Source organism: Enterobacter cloacae complex sp. 309I3 (assembly GCF_050031595.1).
In the GTDB taxonomy this organism is placed as follows: domain Bacteria; phylum Pseudomonadota; class Gammaproteobacteria; order Enterobacterales; family Enterobacteriaceae; genus Enterobacter; species Enterobacter cloacae.
This window is the reverse complement of record NZ_JBLGWI010000001.1, coordinates 3,910,171-3,929,032: the sequence shown is the minus strand read 5'-3', so window position 1 is coordinate 3,929,032 and position 18,862 is coordinate 3,910,171. Positions and strand designations below refer to the sequence as shown.

At 55.2% G+C, this 18,862-nt stretch carries 17 protein-coding genes; 13 read left to right on the top strand and 4 right to left on the bottom strand.

Annotated elements, in window-relative coordinates; genetic code table 11:
- The first annotated feature begins 80 nt into the window (after positions 1-80).
- Complete coding sequence (gene eno, locus ACQG22_RS18805) at positions 81-1,379, top strand: phosphopyruvate hydratase (protein WP_013098515.1); 1,299 nt, start codon at positions 81-83, stop codon at positions 1,377-1,379.
- Between the two features lie 53 nt (positions 1,380-1,432).
- Here the strand turns inward: eno and ACQG22_RS18800 are convergent, their stop codons facing one another.
- The gene (locus ACQG22_RS18800; RefSeq protein ID WP_028027975.1) at positions 1,433-2,542 is read right to left on the bottom strand and encodes an SDR family oxidoreductase; all 1,110 of its coding nucleotides are present in this window, start codon (positions 2,540-2,542) and stop codon (positions 1,433-1,435) included.
- A gap of 356 nt (positions 2,543-2,898) precedes the next feature.
- Positions 2,899-3,723 (bottom strand): MurR/RpiR family transcriptional regulator, encoded by an 825-nt coding sequence (locus ACQG22_RS18795; RefSeq protein WP_013098513.1) that lies wholly within the window; start codon positions 3,721-3,723, stop codon positions 2,899-2,901.
- A 166-nt stretch (positions 3,724-3,889) separates the two neighbouring features.
- Between ACQG22_RS18795 and ACQG22_RS18790 the strand changes: the two genes are divergently transcribed.
- The 3 genes from ACQG22_RS18790 to queE are packed head-to-tail and all read left to right on the top strand — an operon-like array spanning position 3,890 to position 6,882.
- On the top strand, positions 3,890-5,449 hold the full coding sequence (locus tag ACQG22_RS18790) for a maltose/glucose-specific PTS transporter subunit IIC (RefSeq protein WP_336340235.1): 1,560 nt from the start codon (positions 3,890-3,892) through the stop codon (positions 5,447-5,449).
- On the top strand, positions 5,449-6,156 hold the full coding sequence (locus tag ACQG22_RS18785) for an N-acetylmannosamine-6-phosphate 2-epimerase (RefSeq protein ID WP_336340236.1): 708 nt from the start codon (positions 5,449-5,451) through the stop codon (positions 6,154-6,156). Before ACQG22_RS18790 ends, ACQG22_RS18785 begins: the two co-directional genes overlap by 1 nt.
- Positions 6,157-6,210: 54 nt before the next feature.
- A complete protein-coding gene (gene queE, locus ACQG22_RS18780) occupies positions 6,211-6,882 on the top strand; it encodes a 7-carboxy-7-deazaguanine synthase QueE (protein ID WP_336340237.1) in 672 nt (223 codons plus the stop codon).
- 87 nt (positions 6,883-6,969) lie between these two features.
- Here the strand turns inward: queE and queD are convergent, their stop codons facing one another.
- Positions 6,970-7,332, bottom strand: a complete 363-nt coding sequence (queD, locus tag ACQG22_RS18775; RefSeq protein WP_010434567.1) for a 6-carboxytetrahydropterin synthase QueD — start codon at positions 7,330-7,332, stop codon at positions 6,970-6,972.
- A 306-nt stretch (positions 7,333-7,638) separates the two neighbouring features.
- Between queD and cysJ the strand changes: the two genes are divergently transcribed.
- The 3 genes from cysJ to cysH are packed head-to-tail and all read left to right on the top strand — an operon-like array spanning position 7,639 to position 11,906.
- Complete coding sequence (gene cysJ / locus ACQG22_RS18770) at positions 7,639-9,444, top strand: NADPH-dependent assimilatory sulfite reductase flavoprotein subunit (protein WP_108453907.1); 1,806 nt, start codon at positions 7,639-7,641, stop codon at positions 9,442-9,444.
- Positions 9,444-11,156, top strand: a complete 1,713-nt coding sequence (gene cysI / locus ACQG22_RS18765; RefSeq protein WP_020689304.1) for an assimilatory sulfite reductase (NADPH) hemoprotein subunit — start codon at positions 9,444-9,446, stop codon at positions 11,154-11,156. Before cysJ ends, cysI begins: the two co-directional genes overlap by 1 nt.
- Before the next feature lie 15 nt (positions 11,157-11,171).
- Positions 11,172-11,906: a phosphoadenosine phosphosulfate reductase gene (gene cysH / locus ACQG22_RS18760; protein WP_020689303.1), complete on the top strand. Its 735-nt coding sequence runs from the start codon at positions 11,172-11,174 to the stop codon at positions 11,904-11,906.
- Positions 11,907-12,395: 489 nt separating this feature from the next.
- Here the strand turns inward: cysH and ACQG22_RS18755 are convergent, their stop codons facing one another.
- Positions 12,396-13,439: an aminopeptidase gene (locus tag ACQG22_RS18755; RefSeq protein ID WP_336340238.1), complete on the bottom strand. Its 1,044-nt coding sequence runs from the start codon at positions 13,437-13,439 to the stop codon at positions 12,396-12,398.
- A 246-nt stretch (positions 13,440-13,685) separates the two neighbouring features.
- Between ACQG22_RS18755 and cysG the strand changes: the two genes are divergently transcribed.
- The 6 genes from cysG (at position 13,686) to ftsB (ending at position 18,855) form a co-directional block, all read left to right on the top strand.
- Positions 13,686-15,035: a siroheme synthase CysG gene (gene cysG, locus ACQG22_RS18750; protein WP_336340287.1), complete on the top strand. Its 1,350-nt coding sequence runs from the start codon at positions 13,686-13,688 to the stop codon at positions 15,033-15,035.
- Positions 15,036-15,044: 9 nt separating this feature from the next.
- Entirely contained in the window at positions 15,045-15,953 is a 909-nt protein-coding gene (gene cysD, locus ACQG22_RS18745) for a sulfate adenylyltransferase subunit CysD (RefSeq protein WP_008499613.1), read from the top strand.
- Between the two features lie 9 nt (positions 15,954-15,962).
- Entirely contained in the window at positions 15,963-17,387 is a 1,425-nt protein-coding gene (gene cysN / locus ACQG22_RS18740; protein ID WP_020689300.1) for a sulfate adenylyltransferase subunit CysN, read from the top strand.
- Positions 17,387-17,992, top strand: a complete 606-nt coding sequence (gene cysC, locus ACQG22_RS18735; RefSeq protein WP_013098503.1) for an adenylyl-sulfate kinase — start codon at positions 17,387-17,389, stop codon at positions 17,990-17,992. The genes cysN and cysC overlap by 1 nt, the downstream gene beginning before the upstream one ends.
- Positions 17,993-18,050: 58 nt before the next feature.
- Positions 18,051-18,377, top strand: a complete 327-nt coding sequence (locus ACQG22_RS18730; protein ID WP_013098502.1) for a DUF3561 family protein — start codon at positions 18,051-18,053, stop codon at positions 18,375-18,377.
- Between the two features lie 166 nt (positions 18,378-18,543).
- On the top strand, positions 18,544-18,855 hold the full coding sequence (gene ftsB, locus ACQG22_RS18725; RefSeq protein ID WP_003862095.1) for a cell division protein FtsB: 312 nt from the start codon (positions 18,544-18,546) through the stop codon (positions 18,853-18,855).
- Positions 18,856-18,862: the final 7 nt, after the last annotated feature.

The following is an 18,862-nucleotide window of genomic DNA, read 5'->3' as shown; positions in this document are numbered from 1 at the left end:
AAAGTTAGAACGGCAACGCGTACCCCCGGTACGCGTTGTTTGTCTGGAGTTTTAGTTTAACTTGTACTGAGGAAAATCTAATGTCCAAAATCGTTAAAGTCATCGGTCGTGAAATCATCGACTCCCGTGGTAACCCGACCGTTGAAGCCGAAGTTCATCTGGAAGGTGGTTTCGTCGGTATGGCAGCTGCTCCATCAGGTGCTTCTACTGGTTCCCGCGAAGCGCTGGAACTGCGCGATGGCGACAAATCCCGTTTCATGGGCAAAGGCGTACTGAAAGCTGTTGGCGCTGTAAACGGTCCTATTGCTCAGGCAATCATTGGCAAAGACGCTAAAGACCAGGCTGGCATCGACAAGATCATGATCGATCTGGACGGTACTGAAAACAAATCTAACTTCGGTGCGAACGCAATCCTGGCGGTTTCCCTGGCGAACGCCAAAGCCGCTGCGGCAGCGAAAGGTATGCCACTGTTCGAGCACATCGCTGAACTGAACGGCACCCCAGGCAAATACTCCATGCCTGTACCAATGATGAACATCATCAACGGTGGTGAGCACGCAGACAACAACGTTGATATTCAGGAATTCATGATTCAGCCAGTTGGCGCGAAAACCCTGAAAGAAGCAGTACGTATGGGTTCTGAAGTGTTCCACAACCTGGCTAAAGTTCTGAAAGCAAAAGGTATGAACACGGCTGTGGGTGACGAAGGTGGCTACGCGCCAAACCTGGGTTCTAACGCAGAAGCACTGGCTGTTATCGCTGAAGCAGTAAAAGCCGCTGGCTATGAGCTGGGCAAAGACATCACTCTGGCGATGGACTGCGCAGCATCTGAATTCTACAAAGACGGTAAATACGTTCTGGCTGGCGAAGGCAACAAAGCGTTCACCTCTGAAGAGTTCACTCACTTCCTGGAAGACCTGACCAAACAGTACCCAATCGTTTCTATCGAAGACGGTCTGGACGAGTCTGACTGGGATGGTTTCGCATACCAGACTAAAGTACTGGGCGACAAAATCCAACTGGTTGGTGACGATCTGTTCGTAACCAACACCAAGATCCTGAAAGAAGGCATCGAGAAAGGCATCGTTAACTCCATCCTGATCAAATTCAACCAGATCGGTTCTCTGACCGAAACTCTGGCTGCGATCAAAATGGCGAAAGACGCTGGCTACACCGCTGTTATCTCTCACCGTTCTGGCGAAACTGAAGACGCTACCATCGCTGACCTGGCTGTTGGTACCGCTGCTGGCCAGATCAAAACCGGTTCTATGAGCCGTTCTGACCGTGTTGCTAAATACAACCAGCTGATTCGTATCGAAGAAGCGCTGGGCGAAAAAGCACCTTACAACGGTCGTAAAGAGATCAAAGGCCAGGCATAATTGCTTAAGCCTTAAAATGAAAATGCCAGTCGAAAGACTGGCATTTTTTTTGGTTATTTGAAATCAACCGCCATTTGCTCCGGGATGCTCAACCCCCGGGTAGTTTGTACGCAGCGGGCAATATAGTCCGTAAAACGCGGCGGTTTAGGCATGCCCATACTGAGCAGCTTGTCGTTGCTGAAACGTACATTCAGTGTGGCAAAGGCCCCGTACAAGCGCATTGCTCTCAGCATCAGCCGTTCGTTGCAGGGGCCAAAAATATCCTTCAGCTCACGGCGCATTCTGACCAGCGTTTCGTAACTTACCTGGGCATACTTATCACCGACCGGGGCTTTCTCCAGCGCCTGTGCCATCGCATTATCAATATCCGCAAAGCGCACGCTGTTCTCTTCTCCGGCAGAAATATGTACCACTTCTCCCGGCTGCGCAGTGCTGTTAAGCAGCATCAGCAGCGCATCGGCGCAGTAATCCACCGGGACGACATCTATTTTGTCTTCCATTGAGCACATGAATTTTTGCAGCATTAGCCCCATGCTGAAGACCCAGAAAATACTGCTCGACGGCGTACAGCCATGACGGGTATGGCCGACCACGATGGACGGACGGGCGATGAGCAGCGGCAGGTTGGGACAGTGCTGGCGCATCAGTTGTTCAATGGTGGATTTCGAATACGTATATTCCACCAGATGCTCGGCATTTTCTCTGAACTCCGCGCTTTCGGCGACCAGCGAATCCTGCTCCGGCGTGCACGACATGGCTGTTCCTACATGCAGAAAGCGCTGTAAACCGGCAACCTGGTTCATGCGTCTGGCGAGCGCCAGCGTCCCCTCCACATTCACTTTCCAGATCAGCGGATTGTTACCAAATGACGCGACGGCCGCGCAGTTAAGAACATGCGTCACCTGCTCCAGACGCGGGTCGTTCAGGAACCCCTCCGGCTGGCTGAGATCGCCGATAAGGATATTCTCCTCGCTCAACGCGGCCAGCGTCTCCTCTGAAACCTTGAATTTACGCATGTTGTCCCGCACGCGTTCCAGCCCTTGTTGCGGGTCACTGGCGCGCGCAAGCAGCAGTAATTTTACTGAACTATTGCTGGTCAGTATTTTTTCAAGTACTGCACCGCCCAGAAAACCAGTCACGCCTGTAATAAATAACATATTAATCTATACCGTCTCATAATGATTGATGAGGCGGATTGTAGGCAGGGAAAAGTAAACGGCATTTAAATAGAAAAATGGCAAAGCTGACGGCGTCTTAAGCTTATTTTAAGGTAAGGAATTCAGGTGGAAATATTGGACACTAGCAGAGTGAGAAAAATTCAATTTATAAATCAAATAATTTTAACCAACTGATTTTGTTCTGTTATTTGTGCGATTTTATTGCTTTTAACACTCATTGAATATGTAATAAATAAAATAATTTGTTACACCATTATGCCGCGCACGAAATAACCGTATCAGCACTTAAATGGAATCGACATCACGCCATGCAGGCTATTTTATTTAGCCTGCAAAGGGTTTTAGAGTAATAAAGGCAGCGTTGCGCTCGCTGTTTGCTGGCTAACTTCACCGTAATGGCTATCAATCGCAATCAGGGAAGTTGTAAGTAACTCAACCAGTAACATTACGCCCACTTTAGCATTGAGCGCGCCTGCGCTGAGTGGCCCTTCCGGTTTTGCGGCAACCAGCTGCATATCGCTAAGCGAAGCCAGCGGGCTGCGGGGCGTATTGCTAAGGGATAACACCTTAACGCCGCGTTTGCGTGCAAGTTTTACGACGTGGAGCAAATCCCGCGTTGAACCGGAACTGGAAATGGCCACCACCAGCGTCCCTTCTGAAAGCGTTGCTGCATTCATGGCCGCACGATGCATATCGCTAAAAAGCTGTGCAGGTTTGCCGAGTCGCAACAGTTTGTAATGTAAATACTCACCGAGGATCGCGCTGGCGGCCACCCCATATATTTGTACGGCTTGCGCCTGATGCAGCGCCTGAGCGGCTTTTTCCAGCAGTGCTCTGTCGAGCAGTCTTGCGGTATCCTGCAGCGCCTGAACAGACTCATCGACGACGTTATCAATTTCGTCCCCGGCCACGCGTGCGGGCTGACCCTGCTGAATATCCAGCGCCAGTGCCATCTTGAATTCGTTATAGCCTTTGCAGCCGAGCGTCCGGCAAAGACGCGTCACGCTGGCTTCACTGGTGTGGCTCTCCCGTGCCAGTTCGGTGATCGTCAGGTAGAGCACCCGGGCCGGATCGTTGAGAACAAACTCTCCCAGTTTTTTTTGCGTGGGGCTGTACCCGGAAGCCTCCTGGCGCAGCTTCAGCAGCAGGTTTTCATGGTCTGACATGCTAGATCCTTAATGCGTTTCTCTGCGTCCTAGTGTGGCGGAAAGCGGGGCAGGGATGCCAGTCATTTCGAAAAAGTATGATCGTCCTCCTGGTTTTTGATGGTAATTTTCACTGTTAAATATAATTATGGTAAAAATTTTCATCGTTAACTAAGGGGATGAAAAAATGATGCAAATGTTCAGTGGTGTTTCGTCCGGCGGATGGTTTGAAAAAGCGCAGCGCTTTGGCAAATCCTTTATGTTACCCATCGCCGTACTGCCTGCGGCGGGTCTGCTGCTGGGGATAGGCGGCGCGTTATCGAATCCCAATACGCTTACGGCATATCCGTTTTTAGATGTGGACTGGTTACAGGCTATTTTCACCATCATGAGCAGCGCCGGTTCGATTGTGTTCGCGAATCTGTCGGTGCTGTTTGCCGTTGGGGTTGCCGTCGGGCTGGCAAAAAATGATAAAGGTACGGCAGGGCTGGCGGCGTTACTCGCGTTTCTGGTCATGAATGCCACCATTAACGCACTGCTGATCCTCACCGGAAAACTGGCGCACGAGAATCCCGGGGCGGTCGGGCAAGGCATGACGCTGGGGATCCAGACGCTGGAGACCGGCGTATTTGGTGGGGTGGTCATTGGTCTTGTGACCTGCGCGCTGCATCATCGGTTTAATAAGATCGCGCTGCCACAATTTCTGGGATTCTTTGGCGGGTCACGCTTTGTGCCGATTATCAGCTCACTGGCTGCGATCCTGGTCGGAGCCTTAATGACCGTAGTCTGGCCATATTTCCAGAAGCTGATCTTTGGTCTGGGCGGGCTGGTGGATGCGACCGGTTATCTGGGAACACTGCTGTACGGCTTCATTTTGCGCATGCTGGGCCCGTTCGGTTTACACCACATCTTCTACCTCCCATTCTGGACCACCGCGCTTGGCGGCAGCGAGATCGTCAACGGGCAACTGGTTGAAGGTACGCAGCGGATCTTCTTCGCTCAGCTGGCCGATCCCACGACGCGCCAGTTTTATGAAGGAACGTCGCGCTTTATGTCCGGGCGCTTTATCACGATGATGTTTGGTTTGCTCGGGGCCTGCCTTGCGATGTATCACACGGCTAAACCGGAGAACAAAAAACGCGTCGCGGGGTTGTTGCTTTCAGCGGCATTAACCTCCTTCCTTACGGGGATCACCGAGCCCATCGAGTTCTCCTTCCTGTTTATCGCGCCGGTGCTGTACGTCATTCACGCATTTTTTGACGGGCTGGCGTTTATGCTCGCGCATATTTTACACATCACCATTGGGCAGACCTTCTCCGGCGGTTTTATCGACTTTGTGCTGTTCGGCATTTTGCAGGGGGAGGCCAAAACCCACTGGATGTTAGTGCCGCTGGTGGGCGTACCGTGGTTCTTCCTCTATTACTTCACGTTCCGCTATCTGATTAATCGCTTTGATTTTGCCACGCCGGGTCGGGAAAAGGAGGCGGTGGCCAATGACGTGACTTTAGTCCAGAGCGAACGCGCAAGTGCGGTGATCGCCGGACTGGGCGGAAAAGACAATCTGGAAGAGGTGGACTGCTGCGCCACGCGTCTTCGCGTCACGGTTAAAGACGGCAGCAAAGTGAATGACGCGGCGCTGAAAGCCACCGGTGCGCGCGGCGTGATTGTGCGCGGAAATGGCGTTCAGGTCATTTATGGTCCGCATGTCACGATTATCAAAAACGAAGTGGAAGAGATCTTATCGTAATGAAAACTGTACTGGATACCCTGAAGGGAAAACTGGTCGTCTCCTGTCAGGCGCTTGAGAACGAACCGTTGCATAGCCCGTTTATTATGTCGCGGATGGCGCTGGCGGCGCGTCAGGGAGGGGCTGCGGCCATCCGTGCCAACAGCGTGGTGGATATTGAGGCGATTAAAGAGCAGGTTTCGCTGCCGGTTATTGGCATCATCAAGCGGGAGTACCCCGACAGCGAGGTGTTTATCACCGCGACGATGAAAGAGGTGGATGAACTGATGACCGTCTCCCCGGCGATCATTGCGCTTGATGCGACCGACAGGGCGCGGCCTGGCGGGGAATCTCTGGCAACGCTGGTTACGCGCATTCGTACCCGTTATCCCTCGGTGCTGCTTATGGCTGATATAGCCACTGTTGATGAGGCCGTCACGGGGCAGGCGCTGGGGTTTGATTGTGTCGGGACCACGCTTTACGGCTACACCGCGCAGACCGCCGGACACGCCTTACCCGATGATGACTGTCAGTTTCTGAAAGCGGTACTGGCAGCCGTCACGGTACCGGTGGTGGCCGAAGGTAACGTGGACACCCCGGAACGCGCCGCCAGATGTCTTGCGCTGGGGGCGCATATGGTGGTGGTGGGCGGGGCAATCACCCGCCCGCAGCAGATTACGGAACGCTTTATGGCGGCAATTGACGCGCAAAGCACCGATCGAGCATGACCATCTCACGGGGATCTGCGATACTTATCGTTTATCCCCTTAACTGAGATGACTATGCAGTACCCGATTAACGAGATGTTCCAGACCCTGCAAGGCGAGGGTTACTTTACCGGCGTTCCCGCAATTTTTATTCGTTTACAGGGATGCCCGGTTGGCTGTGCCTGGTGTGATACCAAACATACGTGGGATAAACTCGCAGATCGGGAAGTGTCGCTGTTTAGCGTTCTGGCGAAAACCAAAGAGAGCGATAAGTGGGGTGCTGGCAGCGCGGAAGATCTGCTGGCCATTATTGGTCGTCAGGGCTGGACGGCGCGCCATGTGGTCATTACCGGGGGCGAACCCTGCATTCACGATCTGACGCCACTGACCGAACTGCTCGAAAAGAACAGCTATAGCTGCCAGATTGAGACCAGCGGCACGCATGAAGTGCGCTGCTCCCACACCACCTGGGTAACGGTATCGCCTAAAGTAAACATGCGCGGCGGCTACGACGTACTGTCTCAGGCGCTGGAACGTGCTGATGAGATTAAACACCCGGTAGGGCGAGTACGTGATATCGAAGCGCTGGATGAACTGCTGGCGACGCTGACGGACGAAAAACAGCGCGTGATTGCGCTGCAGCCTATCAGTCAGAAAGAAGACGCCACGCGCCTGTGCATTGAAACCTGTATCGCGCGTAACTGGCGCCTGTCGATGCAGACGCACAAATACCTGAATATTGCCTAAAAAAAGCCCGGTGGCGCTAGCGCTTACCGGGCCTACGGTTCCAGGCTTTTGTTGGCCGGGTAAGGCGAAGCCGACCCCCGGCAAGCATCACTCGCCGCGATACACGCAGCCTGCCGTACAGGTCTCTTTGATCATTACTGCGCTCAGCAGCGGTACCAGCGGTTTCATCTGATCCCAAATCCATTTTGCCAGCACTTCGCTGGTCGGGTTTTCAAGGCCCGGGATATCGTTCAGGTAATAGTGATCCAGTCGATCGTAAGTCGGCTTAAATGCCGCCTTCAGCTCAGCAAAGTCCATGATCCAACCGGTATGCGGATCAACTTCACCGGTGATCTCAAGACGCACCATAAACGAATGCCCGTGCAGACGGCCGCATTTATGTCCCTCAGGAACATGCGGAAGGTGGTGGGCGGCTTCGAAGGTGAAATCTTTAAACAGTGTGGTGGACATGATCGCTCTCAGTAATGCGGAAAAAACCGCCGCATAGTACCGGAAAGCACAATTTTTAGCATTAACTAAAACGGTCTTTACCTTCAATACAGCAAAAAAGCTGTCGCTTTGTTATTTATATCCTTATTTTACAGTCAGTTATTTTATCGCTTTTACCGTTAAGAACGATAACTAAAACAGGTTAGTCCATTTGGTTATTTATTATTTCCATCCCTTCTTTAATTGTTATTATCCTCGCCGTTAACCTTATCTTCAGTTTGGATTTATTCGCTTAAAGTCCGCTTGGCTACTGGAACATAACGACGCATGACAACACAGGCCCCACCTTCAAATTTGCTTCCCCTGAACCCGGAGCAACTGGCGCGCCTTCAGGCTGCCACCTCTGATTTTTCTCCCACCCAGCTTGCCTGGGTCTCTGGCTATTTCTGGGGAATGCTCAACCAGCAGCCTGGCGCTGTGGCTGCGGCTCCGGCAACGGCGGTAGAAATTCCTGCCATTACGCTTATCTCCGCTTCGCAGACGGGCAATGCCCGCCGCGTGGCAGAAGCGCTGCGTGACGACCTGCTGGCCGCCAAACTGAACGTGAACCTGGTGAACGCCGGGGATTATAAATTCAAACAGATCGCGTCAGAAAAACTGCTGGTGGTTGTGGCCTCAACGCAGGGCGAGGGTGAACCCGCTGAAGAGGCGGTCGCGCTGCATAAATTCCTGTTCTCGAAAAAAGCGCCCAGACTCGATGGCACTGCGTTTGCCGTGTTCGGCCTGGGCGATACCTCTTATGAATTCTTCTGCCAGTCCGGCAAAGATTTCGACAGCAAGCTGGCGGAGCTGGGCGCAGAGCGCCTGCTGGACCGCGTTGATGCAGATGTGGAATACCAGGCTGCCGCTGCAGAGTGGCGTGCGCGCATTGTTGACGTGCTGAAAGCACGCGTACCGAAAGAGACACCAGCCCAGGCTGCGATCACCGCGACCGGCGTGGTCAACGACATTCACACCAGCCCGTACACCAAAGAGGCGCCGCTGTCGGCAAGCCTGTCGGTTAATCAAAAAATTACCGGCCGCGACTCTGAAAAAGATGTGCGCCATATCGAGATCGATCTGGGCGACTCGGGTCTGCGCTATCAGCCTGGCGATGCGCTGGGGGTCTGGTATCAAAACGATCCGGCGCTGGTCAAGGAGCTGGTCGAACTGCTGTGGCTGAAAGGCGACGAGCCTGTCACCGTCGAAGGCAAAACGCAGCCGCTCACTGAAGCGCTGCAGTGGCACTTCGAGCTGACGGTAAATACCGCCAATATCGTTGAGAACTATGCCACCTTAACGCGCAGCGAATCGCTGCTGCCGTTAGTGGGCGATAAGGCAAAGCTGCAGCATTACGCGGCGACCACACCGATTGTCGATATGGTGCGTTTCTCTCCGGCACAACTGGATGCCGAGGCGCTGATCGGCCTGCTGCGTCCGCTCACGCCGCGTCTGTACTCCATTGCCTCATCGCAGGCTGAAGTCGAGAGCGAAGTGCACATCACCGTGGGCGTGGTGCGGTACGACATCGAAGGCCGTGCCCGCGCGGGCGGTGCCTCCAGCTTCCTGGCCGATCGCGTGGAGGAAGAGGGCGAAGTGCGCGTCTTTATCGAGCACAACGACAACTTCCGTCTGCCGGCGAACCCGGAAACGCCGGTAATCATGATTGGCCCGGGTACCGGCATTGCGCCGTTCCGTGCCTTTATGCAGCAGCGTGCGGCGGACGAGGCACCGGGTAAAAACTGGCTGTTCTTCGGCAACCCGCACTTTACCGAAGATTTCCTCTATCAGGTTGAGTGGCAGCGCTACGTGAAAGAAGGGGTGCTGACCCGTATCGATCTGGCCTGGTCGCGCGATCAGAAAGAAAAAGTATACGTACAAGACAAACTGCGCGAACAGGGCGCAGAGCTGTGGCGCTGGATCAATGACGGTGCCCACATTTATGTCTGCGGTGACGCCAATCGCATGGCGAAAGACGTTGAGCAGGCACTGCTGGAAGTGATTGCCGAATTCGGCGGTATGGATGCCGAAGCGGCGGATGAATTTTTAAGTGAGCTGCGCGTTGAGCGCCGTTATCAGCGAGATGTCTACTAATGAGCGAAAAACATCCAGGGCCCCTCGTGGTCGAAGGTAAACTGTCAGACGCCGAGCGCATGAAGCTGGAAAGCAACTATCTGCGTGGCACCATTGCTGAAGATCTGAATGACGGTCTCACCGGCGGTTTCAAAGGCGACAACTTCCTGCTGATCCGTTTCCACGGCATGTATCAACAGGACGACCGCGACATTCGCGCCGAGCGTGCTGAACAGAAGCTGGAGCCGCGTCACGCGATGCTGTTGCGCTGCCGTCTGCCGGGCGGAGTGATCACCACGACACAGTGGCAGGCGATTGATAAATTCGCCGGTGAAAACACCATTTACGGCAGCATTCGTCTGACCAACCGTCAGACCTTCCAGTTCCACGGCATTCTGAAGAAGAACGTGAAGCCGGTACACCAGATGCTGCACTCCGTCGGACTGGACGCGCTGGCGACGGCCAACGACATGAACCGTAATGTGCTCTGCACCTCGAACCCGTATGAGTCCGAGCTGCACGCTGAAGCCTATGAGTGGGCGAAGAAGATCTCCGAGCACCTGCTGCCGCGTACCCGCGCCTATGCGGAGATTTGGCTCGATCAGGAAAAAGTTGCGACCACCGATGAAGAACCGATCCTCGGTCAGACCTATCTGCCGCGTAAGTTCAAAACCACGGTGGTGATCCCGCCGCAGAACGACATCGATCTGCACGCCAACGACATGAACTTTGTGGCAATTGCCGAAAACGGCAAGCTGGTGGGCTTTAACCTGCTGGTGGGCGGCGGTCTGTCCATTGAACACGGTAACAAGAAAACCTATGCCCGAACCGCGAGCGAGTTCGGCTTCCTGCCGCTGGAGCATACGCTGGCCGTGGCGGAAGCGGTGGTCACCACCCAGCGCGACTGGGGTAACCGTACCGACCGTAAAAACGCGAAAACCAAATACACCCTGGAGCGCGTGGGCGTTGAGACGTTCAAAGAGGAAGTGGAGCGTCGCGCGGGGATCAAATTTGAGCCGATCCGCCCTTACGAATTCACCGGTCGCGGCGATCGCATCGGCTGGGTAAAAGGCATCGACAATAAATGGCACCTGACGCTGTTTATCGAAAACGGCCGTATTCTGGATTACCCGGGCCGTCCGCTGAAAACCGGCCTGCTGGAAATCGCGAAGATCCACAAAGGTGAGTTCCGCATTACCGCCAACCAGAACCTGATTATTGCTGGTGTGCCGGAAAGTGAAAAGGCGAAAATTGAGGCGCTGGCGCGTGACCATGGGTTGATGAATGCGGTCAAACCGCAGCGCGAAAACTCGATGGCCTGCGTGTCGTTCCCGACCTGTCCGCTGGCGATGGCGGAAGCGGAACGTTTCCTGCCGTCATTTACAGACAAAGTGGAAGCGATTCTGGAAAAACACGGTATTCCGGACGAGCATATTGTTATGCGCGTTACCGGCTGTCCGAACGGCTGTGGCCGCGCGATGCTGGCCGAGCTTGGGCTGGTGGGGAAAGCGCCGGGTCGCTATAACCTGCACCTGGGCGGTAACCGTATCGGCACGCGTATTCCGCGTATGTTCCGCGAGAATATCACTGAGCCAGAAATTCTCGATTCCATCGACGAGCTTGTCGGGCGCTGGGCGAAAGAGCGCGAAGCGGGTGAAGGCTTCGGCGACTTTACGGTGCGTGCGGGCATTATTCGCCCGGTGCTCGATCCCGCAAGGGATTTCTGGGAGTAACCACGAGAGGTAATTATGTCCGTACTCGATCTAAACGCGCTTAACGCATTGCCAAAAGTCGAACGCATTCTGGCACTCGCAGAAACCAACGCCCAACTGGAAAAGCTGGACGCCGAAGGGCGCGTGGCGTGGGCGCTGGAAAACCTGCCGGGTGACTACGTGCTGTCGTCGAGCTTTGGCATTCAGGCGGCGGTCAGTTTGCATCTGGTGAATCAGATCCGCCCGGATATTCCGGTGATCCTCACCGATACCGGCTATCTGTTCCCGGAAACCTACCAGTTTATCGATGAGCTGACGGACAAGCTTAAGCTGAACCTGAAAGTGTACCGCGCGGAGCAGAGCGCGGCCTGGCAGGAGGCGCGCTACGGCAAACTCTGGGAGCAGGGCGTTGAGGGCATTGAGAAATACAATGAGATCAACAAGGTCGAGCCGATGAACCGTGCGCTGAAAGAGCTGAACGCGCAGACCTGGTTTGCCGGTCTTCGCCGCGAGCAGTCCGGCAGCCGGGCCACGCTGCCGGTGCTGGCGGTGCAGCGCGGCGTGTTTAAAGTGCTGCCGATCATCGACTGGGATAACCGTACGGTGTACCAGTATCTGCAAAAACACGGGCTGAAATACCATCCGCTGTGGGATCAGGGCTACCTGTCCGTGGGGGATACCCACACCACGCGCAAATGGGAACCGGGAATGGCGGAAGAAGAGACGCGATTCTTTGGACTGAAGCGCGAGTGCGGGTTACACGAAGGGTAATGATTTTTCCACCCTCTCCCGGTGGGCTGAGGGTTCCCCAGTAATTTTTTTACCGAAAGCGACGAATGTTGTTTCAGGAAAATAAATGACTTACAGCGACGCCCTGGTCCGGCTGTAAATCGCTGTGGCGCTTCCGGAGGCCGGCGAGGCGCATGGATGCGCCAGAGGTGAAGTTTACAGGACGTTTACACCCCGTCCCCGATAAGCCGGAAGGAGAAGCCGAAGGCACCGCGAAGCGGCGATTTACCGCCTGGAGCCCTGGTTGCCACGCGGTGGCGATATCCAGCTGCCCTTGCATGTTCACAAGTCATGCCGTTACAGAGTAGCAAGGAACATAAAGTGAAACGGAATGACCTCTACAGCCATATGTTCCCCCTCACCCGGTACCCTCTCCCTCAAGGGAGAGGGGGTCCTCCGTGCAGGTATTATTTTATGGGGATCCCTCAGCCCGGTGGGAGAGGGTGGGGTGGGGCATCAGGCCGCACGACCTCAGGCTTTCCCCGCTTTCGCCAGCTCCTTCACCAGCGGCAGCATCACTTTCACCACATCGCGGCTGCGGTGCTCAATGCGCTGCGGCAGTGCGCTATCAATATGCTGCTGATTATCCAGCATCACGTTATGCCAGCTCGTCCCGTCCGGAAAGGCTTTCGTTTTAGCCCGCTGCTGATAGCCATCTTTCTTGCCTAACGCCCAGTTGGTGGCTTCGACGTACAGCACCGGGATGCCCGCTTTATCGAACACTTCACCATCGTTACAGCAGCCCGTTCCGCGCGGATAAGCCGGATTGCCGCCAAGATTGGTCGTGGCATACACGCCATGGCTGCGTGCAATTGCCAGCGCCCGGTCACGGGTCAGTTTACGCACGGTACCCGGCGTACTCTGTCCGCTATTAAAATAGAGCTTATCGCCAACGATTAAATTATCGAGGTTAATCACCAGCAGCGTATTTTTCTTCTCCTCAGCGCTCATGCGCTTAAGGAAATTCTCCGCGCCGAGTTTGCCTTCCTCTTCGCCGCTGGTTGCCACAAAGCGAATACCGTATTTTGTCGGAATGTTTTTCATTCGCTCGGCCAGTTCAAGCATTACGCCCAGACCCGCCGCGTTATCGTCCAGCCCTTGCAGCGTCAGCCCGCCCAGATTGTTATCGGTATCGGTGTCGCTCATGGGCGCGTAAGTGTCCAGGTGCGCCATAATAATGATCTGCTCAGCCGCGCTACCTTCATGTGCCGCAATAACGGTACTGCCTGTCACGTTATGCCAGTTTTTTGTTTTATTTCGTGAGGTGTAGATATAGCGGCTGTGAAACGAGCGGATATCGCTCTGGTAGCCCATATCGGCAAACTGCTGGCGAAGATAGTCAGCGGAAAGCATTTCCGCAGGGGAGCCGGTCATGCGTCCGGGAAAAACGGTGGCAATATGCCGCGCCTGCATATTGGCGATTTCACCATACGGTTGATTTTTTGCCTGAGCCGGAAGGATAAAGCAAACGCCGAGCGCCAGGGCAACGTATCGGTGGCGCATTGCGGAAAACATAGTGAGTCCTTAAAAACAGAGCAAAATTATAACCCGCTTAGTATGAAACTGTGATCGGCCATACACAATTTGAATTGCTCTTAAATGCCCGAAATTTCGCGTGTTAAGCACTTTTTGATATTTGCTTTTTCATCGCGTTATTCCATTGAGTAACTACTCATTCCAATTCGTAATTTCATTCGGTCTAAGCCGCCCCCTATAGTCCCTCTATTCCTCGTTGTTAGTGAGTTGTTGCTTGTGGACTATCTGCCCCTTTTTGCTGCGATTAAAGAAAAACCGGTACTGGTTGTGGGTACGGGTGAAATTGCCGATCGCAAAATCGCGTTTCTGCAGCGCGCGGGCGCGCAGGTGCGGGTTGTCGCAGAAGCGGAGTTCGACGAGTCACAAATCGACAGCGTGGTGCTGGTGATTGCAGCGACGGAGGATCGCGAACTCAACCGACGCGTTTCCGAGGCCGCTCAGGCGCGTTACCGCCTGGTGAACGTGGTCGACGACCAGCCTTTGTGCTCGTTTATCTTCCCGTCGATTGTCGACCGCTCGCCGCTGCTGGTGGCGATCTCCTCCGGCGGTACCGCACCGGTGCTGGCGCGCGTGCTGCGGGAAAAGATTGAAGCGCTGTTACCAACCAGTCTCGGACGTATGGCAGAGAAAGCGAGCTACTGGCGCAACCATCTGAAAACCCGCCTGACCAGCGTAACGGAACGCCGTCGCTTCTGGGAGCGGGTATTCCGTGGCCGCTTTGCCAGCCTGATGCACGCCGGTAATGAGACGGCAGCGCAAAAAATCCTCGAAGACGAGCTGGATAACCCCGGCAGCACGGGCGGGGAGATCATTCTGGTGGGGGCAGGTCCGGGGGATGCCGGGTTACTGACCTTACGCGGACTGCAGGTGCTACAGGACGCGGACGTGGTGTTCTATGACCATCTGGTCACCGACGGTGTGCGCGAGCTAATTCGTCGCGATGCCGAGCAAATCTGCGTGGGTAAACGCGCAGGCGAGCACTCGGTACCGCAGCACGACACCAATCAGATGCTGGTTGCCGCAGCGAGAGCAGGCAAAACCGTGGTGCGCCTTAAAGGGGGCGATCCGTTCATCTTTGGTCGCGGTGGCGAAGAACTGCAGGCGGCAGCCGAAGCGGGCGTACCGTTCCAGGTGGTGCCGGGGATTACGGCGGCCTCCGCGGTAACGGCCTACGCAGGTATTCCGCTTACGCACCGCGATTACGCCCAGAGCGTGACCTTTGTGACTGGTCATTATAAGGCCGATAGCACGCCGTTTGACTGGTCGCATCTCGCCCAGAGCCGACAGACGCTGGCCATCTATATGGGCACCATGAAGGCGGCGGACATCAGTGAACAACTTATTCAGCACGGTCGCGAGGCGACAACGCCGGTGGCCGTGATTTCTCGCGGTACCCGCGTCGATCAGCGTGTGGTGACCGGTACGCTACAAGACCTTGCAGTCCTGGCGAAAGACGCCCCGATGCCCGCGCTTATCGTGGTGGGCGAAGTGGTACAGCTGCACAGAACGCTCGCCTGGTTTCAACATACAACAGACTCAGAGGGGTTTGGCTCCTCTGTGGTGAATCTGGCTTAAGGAACGGTTATGGACCAAAAACGACTTACTCACCTGCGACAGCTTGAAGCGGAAAGTATCCATATTATCCGCGAAGTGGCCGCCGAGTTCTCTAACCCGGTGATGATGTACTCCATCGGCAAAGATTCCAGCGTGATGCTGCATCTGGCGCGTAAAGCGTTTTATCCGGGTACGCTGCCGTTCCCGCTGCTGCACGTGGATACCGGCTGGAAATTCCGTGAGATGTATGAGTTCCGCGACCGTACCGCCAAAGCCTATGGCTGTGAGCTGCTGGTGCATAAAAACCCGGAAGGGGTGGCGATGGGCATTAACCCGTTTGTTCACGGCAGCGCCAAACACACCGACATCATGAAAACCGAAGGGCTGAAGCAGGCGCTGAACAAGTACGGTTTTGACGCCGCTTTCGGCGGTGCGCGCCGTGACGAGGAGAAATCCCGCGCCAAAGAGCGTATTTACTCCTTCCGCGACCGCTTCCACCGCTGGGATCCGAAAAACCAGCGTCCTGAGCTGTGGCACAACTACAACGGCCAGATCAACAAAGGCGAAAGCATTCGCGTCTTCCCGCTCTCCAACTGGACCGAGCTGGATATCTGGCAGTACATCTATCTGGAAAATATCGAGATCGTTCCGCTTTACCTGGCGGCTGAACGCCCGGTGCTGGAGCGCGACGGCATGCTGATGATGATCGACGACGATCGCATTGATTTACAGCCGGGCGAAGTGATCAAAAAACAGATGGTACGTTTCCGTACTCTTGGTTGTTGGCCGCTGACCGGCGCGGTGGAGTCCAACGCGCAAACGCTGCCAGAGATCATCGAAGAGATGCTGGTATCGACCACCAGCGAGCGACAGGGGCGCGTCATTGACCGCGACCAGGCAGGCTCGATGGAGCTGAAGAAACGTCAGGGTTATTTCTAAGGAGCCGCCATGAACACCACGATTGCCCAACAAATTGCCAACGAAGGCGGCGTAGAAGCATACCTGCACGCACAACAACACAAGAGCCTGCTGCGCTTTCTGACCTGCGGTAGCGTTGATGACGGTAAAAGCACGCTGATTGGTCGCCTGCTGCACGACACGCGTCAGATCTATGAAGACCAGCTCTCTTCCCTGCATAACGACAGCAAACGTCATGGTACTCAGGGCGAAAAGCTCGACCTGGCGCTTTTGGTGGACGGCCTGCAGGCGGAGCGCGAGCAGGGCATCACTATTGATGTTGCGTACCGCTATTTCTCCACCGAGAAACGCAAATTTATTATTGCCGACACGCCGGGACATGAGCAGTACACCCGCAACATGGCAACCGGTGCATCAACCTGTGAGCTGGCGATCCTGCTGATCGACGCCCGTAAAGGCGTGCTGGATCAAACCCGTCGTCACAGCTTCATCTCCACGCTGCTGGGGATCAAACACCTGGTGGTGGCGGTGAATAAAATGGATCTGGTGAACTTCAGCGAAGAGACCTTCGAGGAGATCCGCCAGAGCTACCTGACCTTTGCTGAACAGTTGCCGGGTAACCTTGATATTCGCTTTGTGCCGCTCTCGGCGCTGGAAGGGGATAACGTTGCCTCCCAGAGCGCCAACATGCCGTGGTACAGCGGCCCGACGTTGCTGGAAGTGCTGGAGACGGTTGAAATTCAGCGCGTGGTAGATACCCAGCCAATGCGCTTCCCGGTGCAGTATGTGAACCGCCCGAACCTCGATTTTCGCGGCTTCTCCGGCACCCTCGCCTCGGGCACCGTCACGGTGGGGCAGCGCGTCAAAGTGCTGCCGTCGGGTGTGGAGTCGTCCATTGCCCGTATCGTCACCTTTGATGGCGACCTGCAGGAAGCGGGTGCCGGTGAAGCGGTGACGCTGGTGCTGAAAGATGAGATTGATATCAGCCGCGGCGATCTACTGGTGGATGCGCAGGAAACGCTGGCGGCGGTGCAGGGTGCTGCCGTGGATGTGGTGTGGATGGCTGAACAGCCGCTGACCGCAGGCCAAAGCTACGACATCAAAATTGCCGGTAAGAAAACCCGCGCCCGCGTGGACGGTATCCAGTTCCAGGTGGACATCAACAATCTGACTCAGCGTGAAGTGAGCGAACTGCCGCTGAACGGTATTGGCCTGGTGGATCTCACCTTTGACGAGCCGCTGGTGCTGGATAAATATCAGCAAAATCCGGTAACGGGTGGACTTATCTTTATCGATCGCCTGACCAACGTTACCGTTGGTGCAGGCATGGTGCGCGAGCCTAATCAACAGGCGGCAGCGGTGTCTGAATTCAGCGCCTTTGAGCTTGAACTGAATGCGCTGGTGCGTAAGCACTTCCCGCACTGGGGTGCACGCGATCTGCTGGGAGGCAAGTAATGGCCGCCCATGATGAGAACGTCGTCTGGCATCCTCATCCGGTTACCGTCGCTCAGCGGGAGCAACTCCACGGCCACCGTGGGGTTGTGCTGTGGTTTACCGGGCTGTCCGGCTCCGGTAAATCGACGGTCGCGGGCGCGCTGGAAGAGGCGCTGCATCAGCAGGGGGTGAGCACCTACCTGCTGGATGGCGACAACGTGCGTCACGGACTGTGCAGTGATTTAGGGTTTAGCGATGAAGACCGCAAGGAGAATATCCGTCGGGTTGGGGAAGTGGCCAGCCTGATGGCGGATGCCGGGCTGGTGGTGCTGACCGCGTTTATCTCGCCTCACCGCGCCGAGCGGCAGATGGTACGCGAGCGCGTCGGTCAGGATCGATTTATCGAGGTGTTTGTCGATACGCCGCTGGAAATCTGCGAAGCGCGCGATCCGAAAGGGCTGTACAAAAAAGCCCGCGCGGGTGAGTTGCGAAACTTCACCGGCATCGACTCGGTCTACGAAGCGCCTGAATCCCCTGAGATTCACCTGGAAGGTCAACAATTGGTAACAAATTTAGTAAGCCAATTATTAGACCTGCTCAGACGGGACGATATTATCAGATCCTGAGACGGTATCGTTCGGGAGCTGTCTTCCCGAACGATGAGTCACGGTCACAGGATTAGCTATGCGCAACAGTGAAAACTACATGATTACCACCGGGTCGGATCCGATAGCGACCGACGACGAGACGACCTGGTCCTTTCCCGGGGCCTTCGTCGGCTTCGTCTCGTGGTTGCTGGCGCTGGGCATCCCGTTTCTCATCTACGGCGGTAACACGCTGTTCTTCTTTCTCTACACCTGGCCCTTCTTCCTGGCGCTAATGCCCGTGGCGGTTGTCGTCGGCATCGCCCTGCATTCACTGCTTAACGGCAAACTCCTGTACAGCACCGTTGTCACGATTGTGACGGTGGTCCTGATGTTTGGTCTGTTATTTTTGTGGCTCATGGGCTAACTTCAGCCATAATTCAAACCGTAACCAACTGTGTGACGATATTGAGCAGGGCGATTCTGCGGAAAAAATGTGGTACATTTGCCCGCGATGTTGCGGCATCTCTGTTACTCCGGCATAGAGCGCCGGGGGCGTTGTGGGATGAAGATGCCGTTTTTCAGGGGGCAGGATGGGTAAACTAACGCTGCTGTTGCTGGCTCTGCTGGTCTGGCTGCAATATTCGCTGTGGTTCGGTAAAAACGGACTGCACGACTATAGCCGGGTAAGTGATGACGTCGCGGCTCAGCAGGCAACTAACGCCAAACTTAAGGCGCGAAACGATCAACTCTTTGCTGAAATTGATGACCTCAATGGCGGGCAGGAGGCGATTGAGGAACGCGCACGCAATGAACTCAGTATGACTAAACCGGGCGAAACCTTTTATCGTCTGGTTCCGGATGCGTCTAAACGCAATCAGGGCTCAGCACAAAACAATCGATAATCAGGCC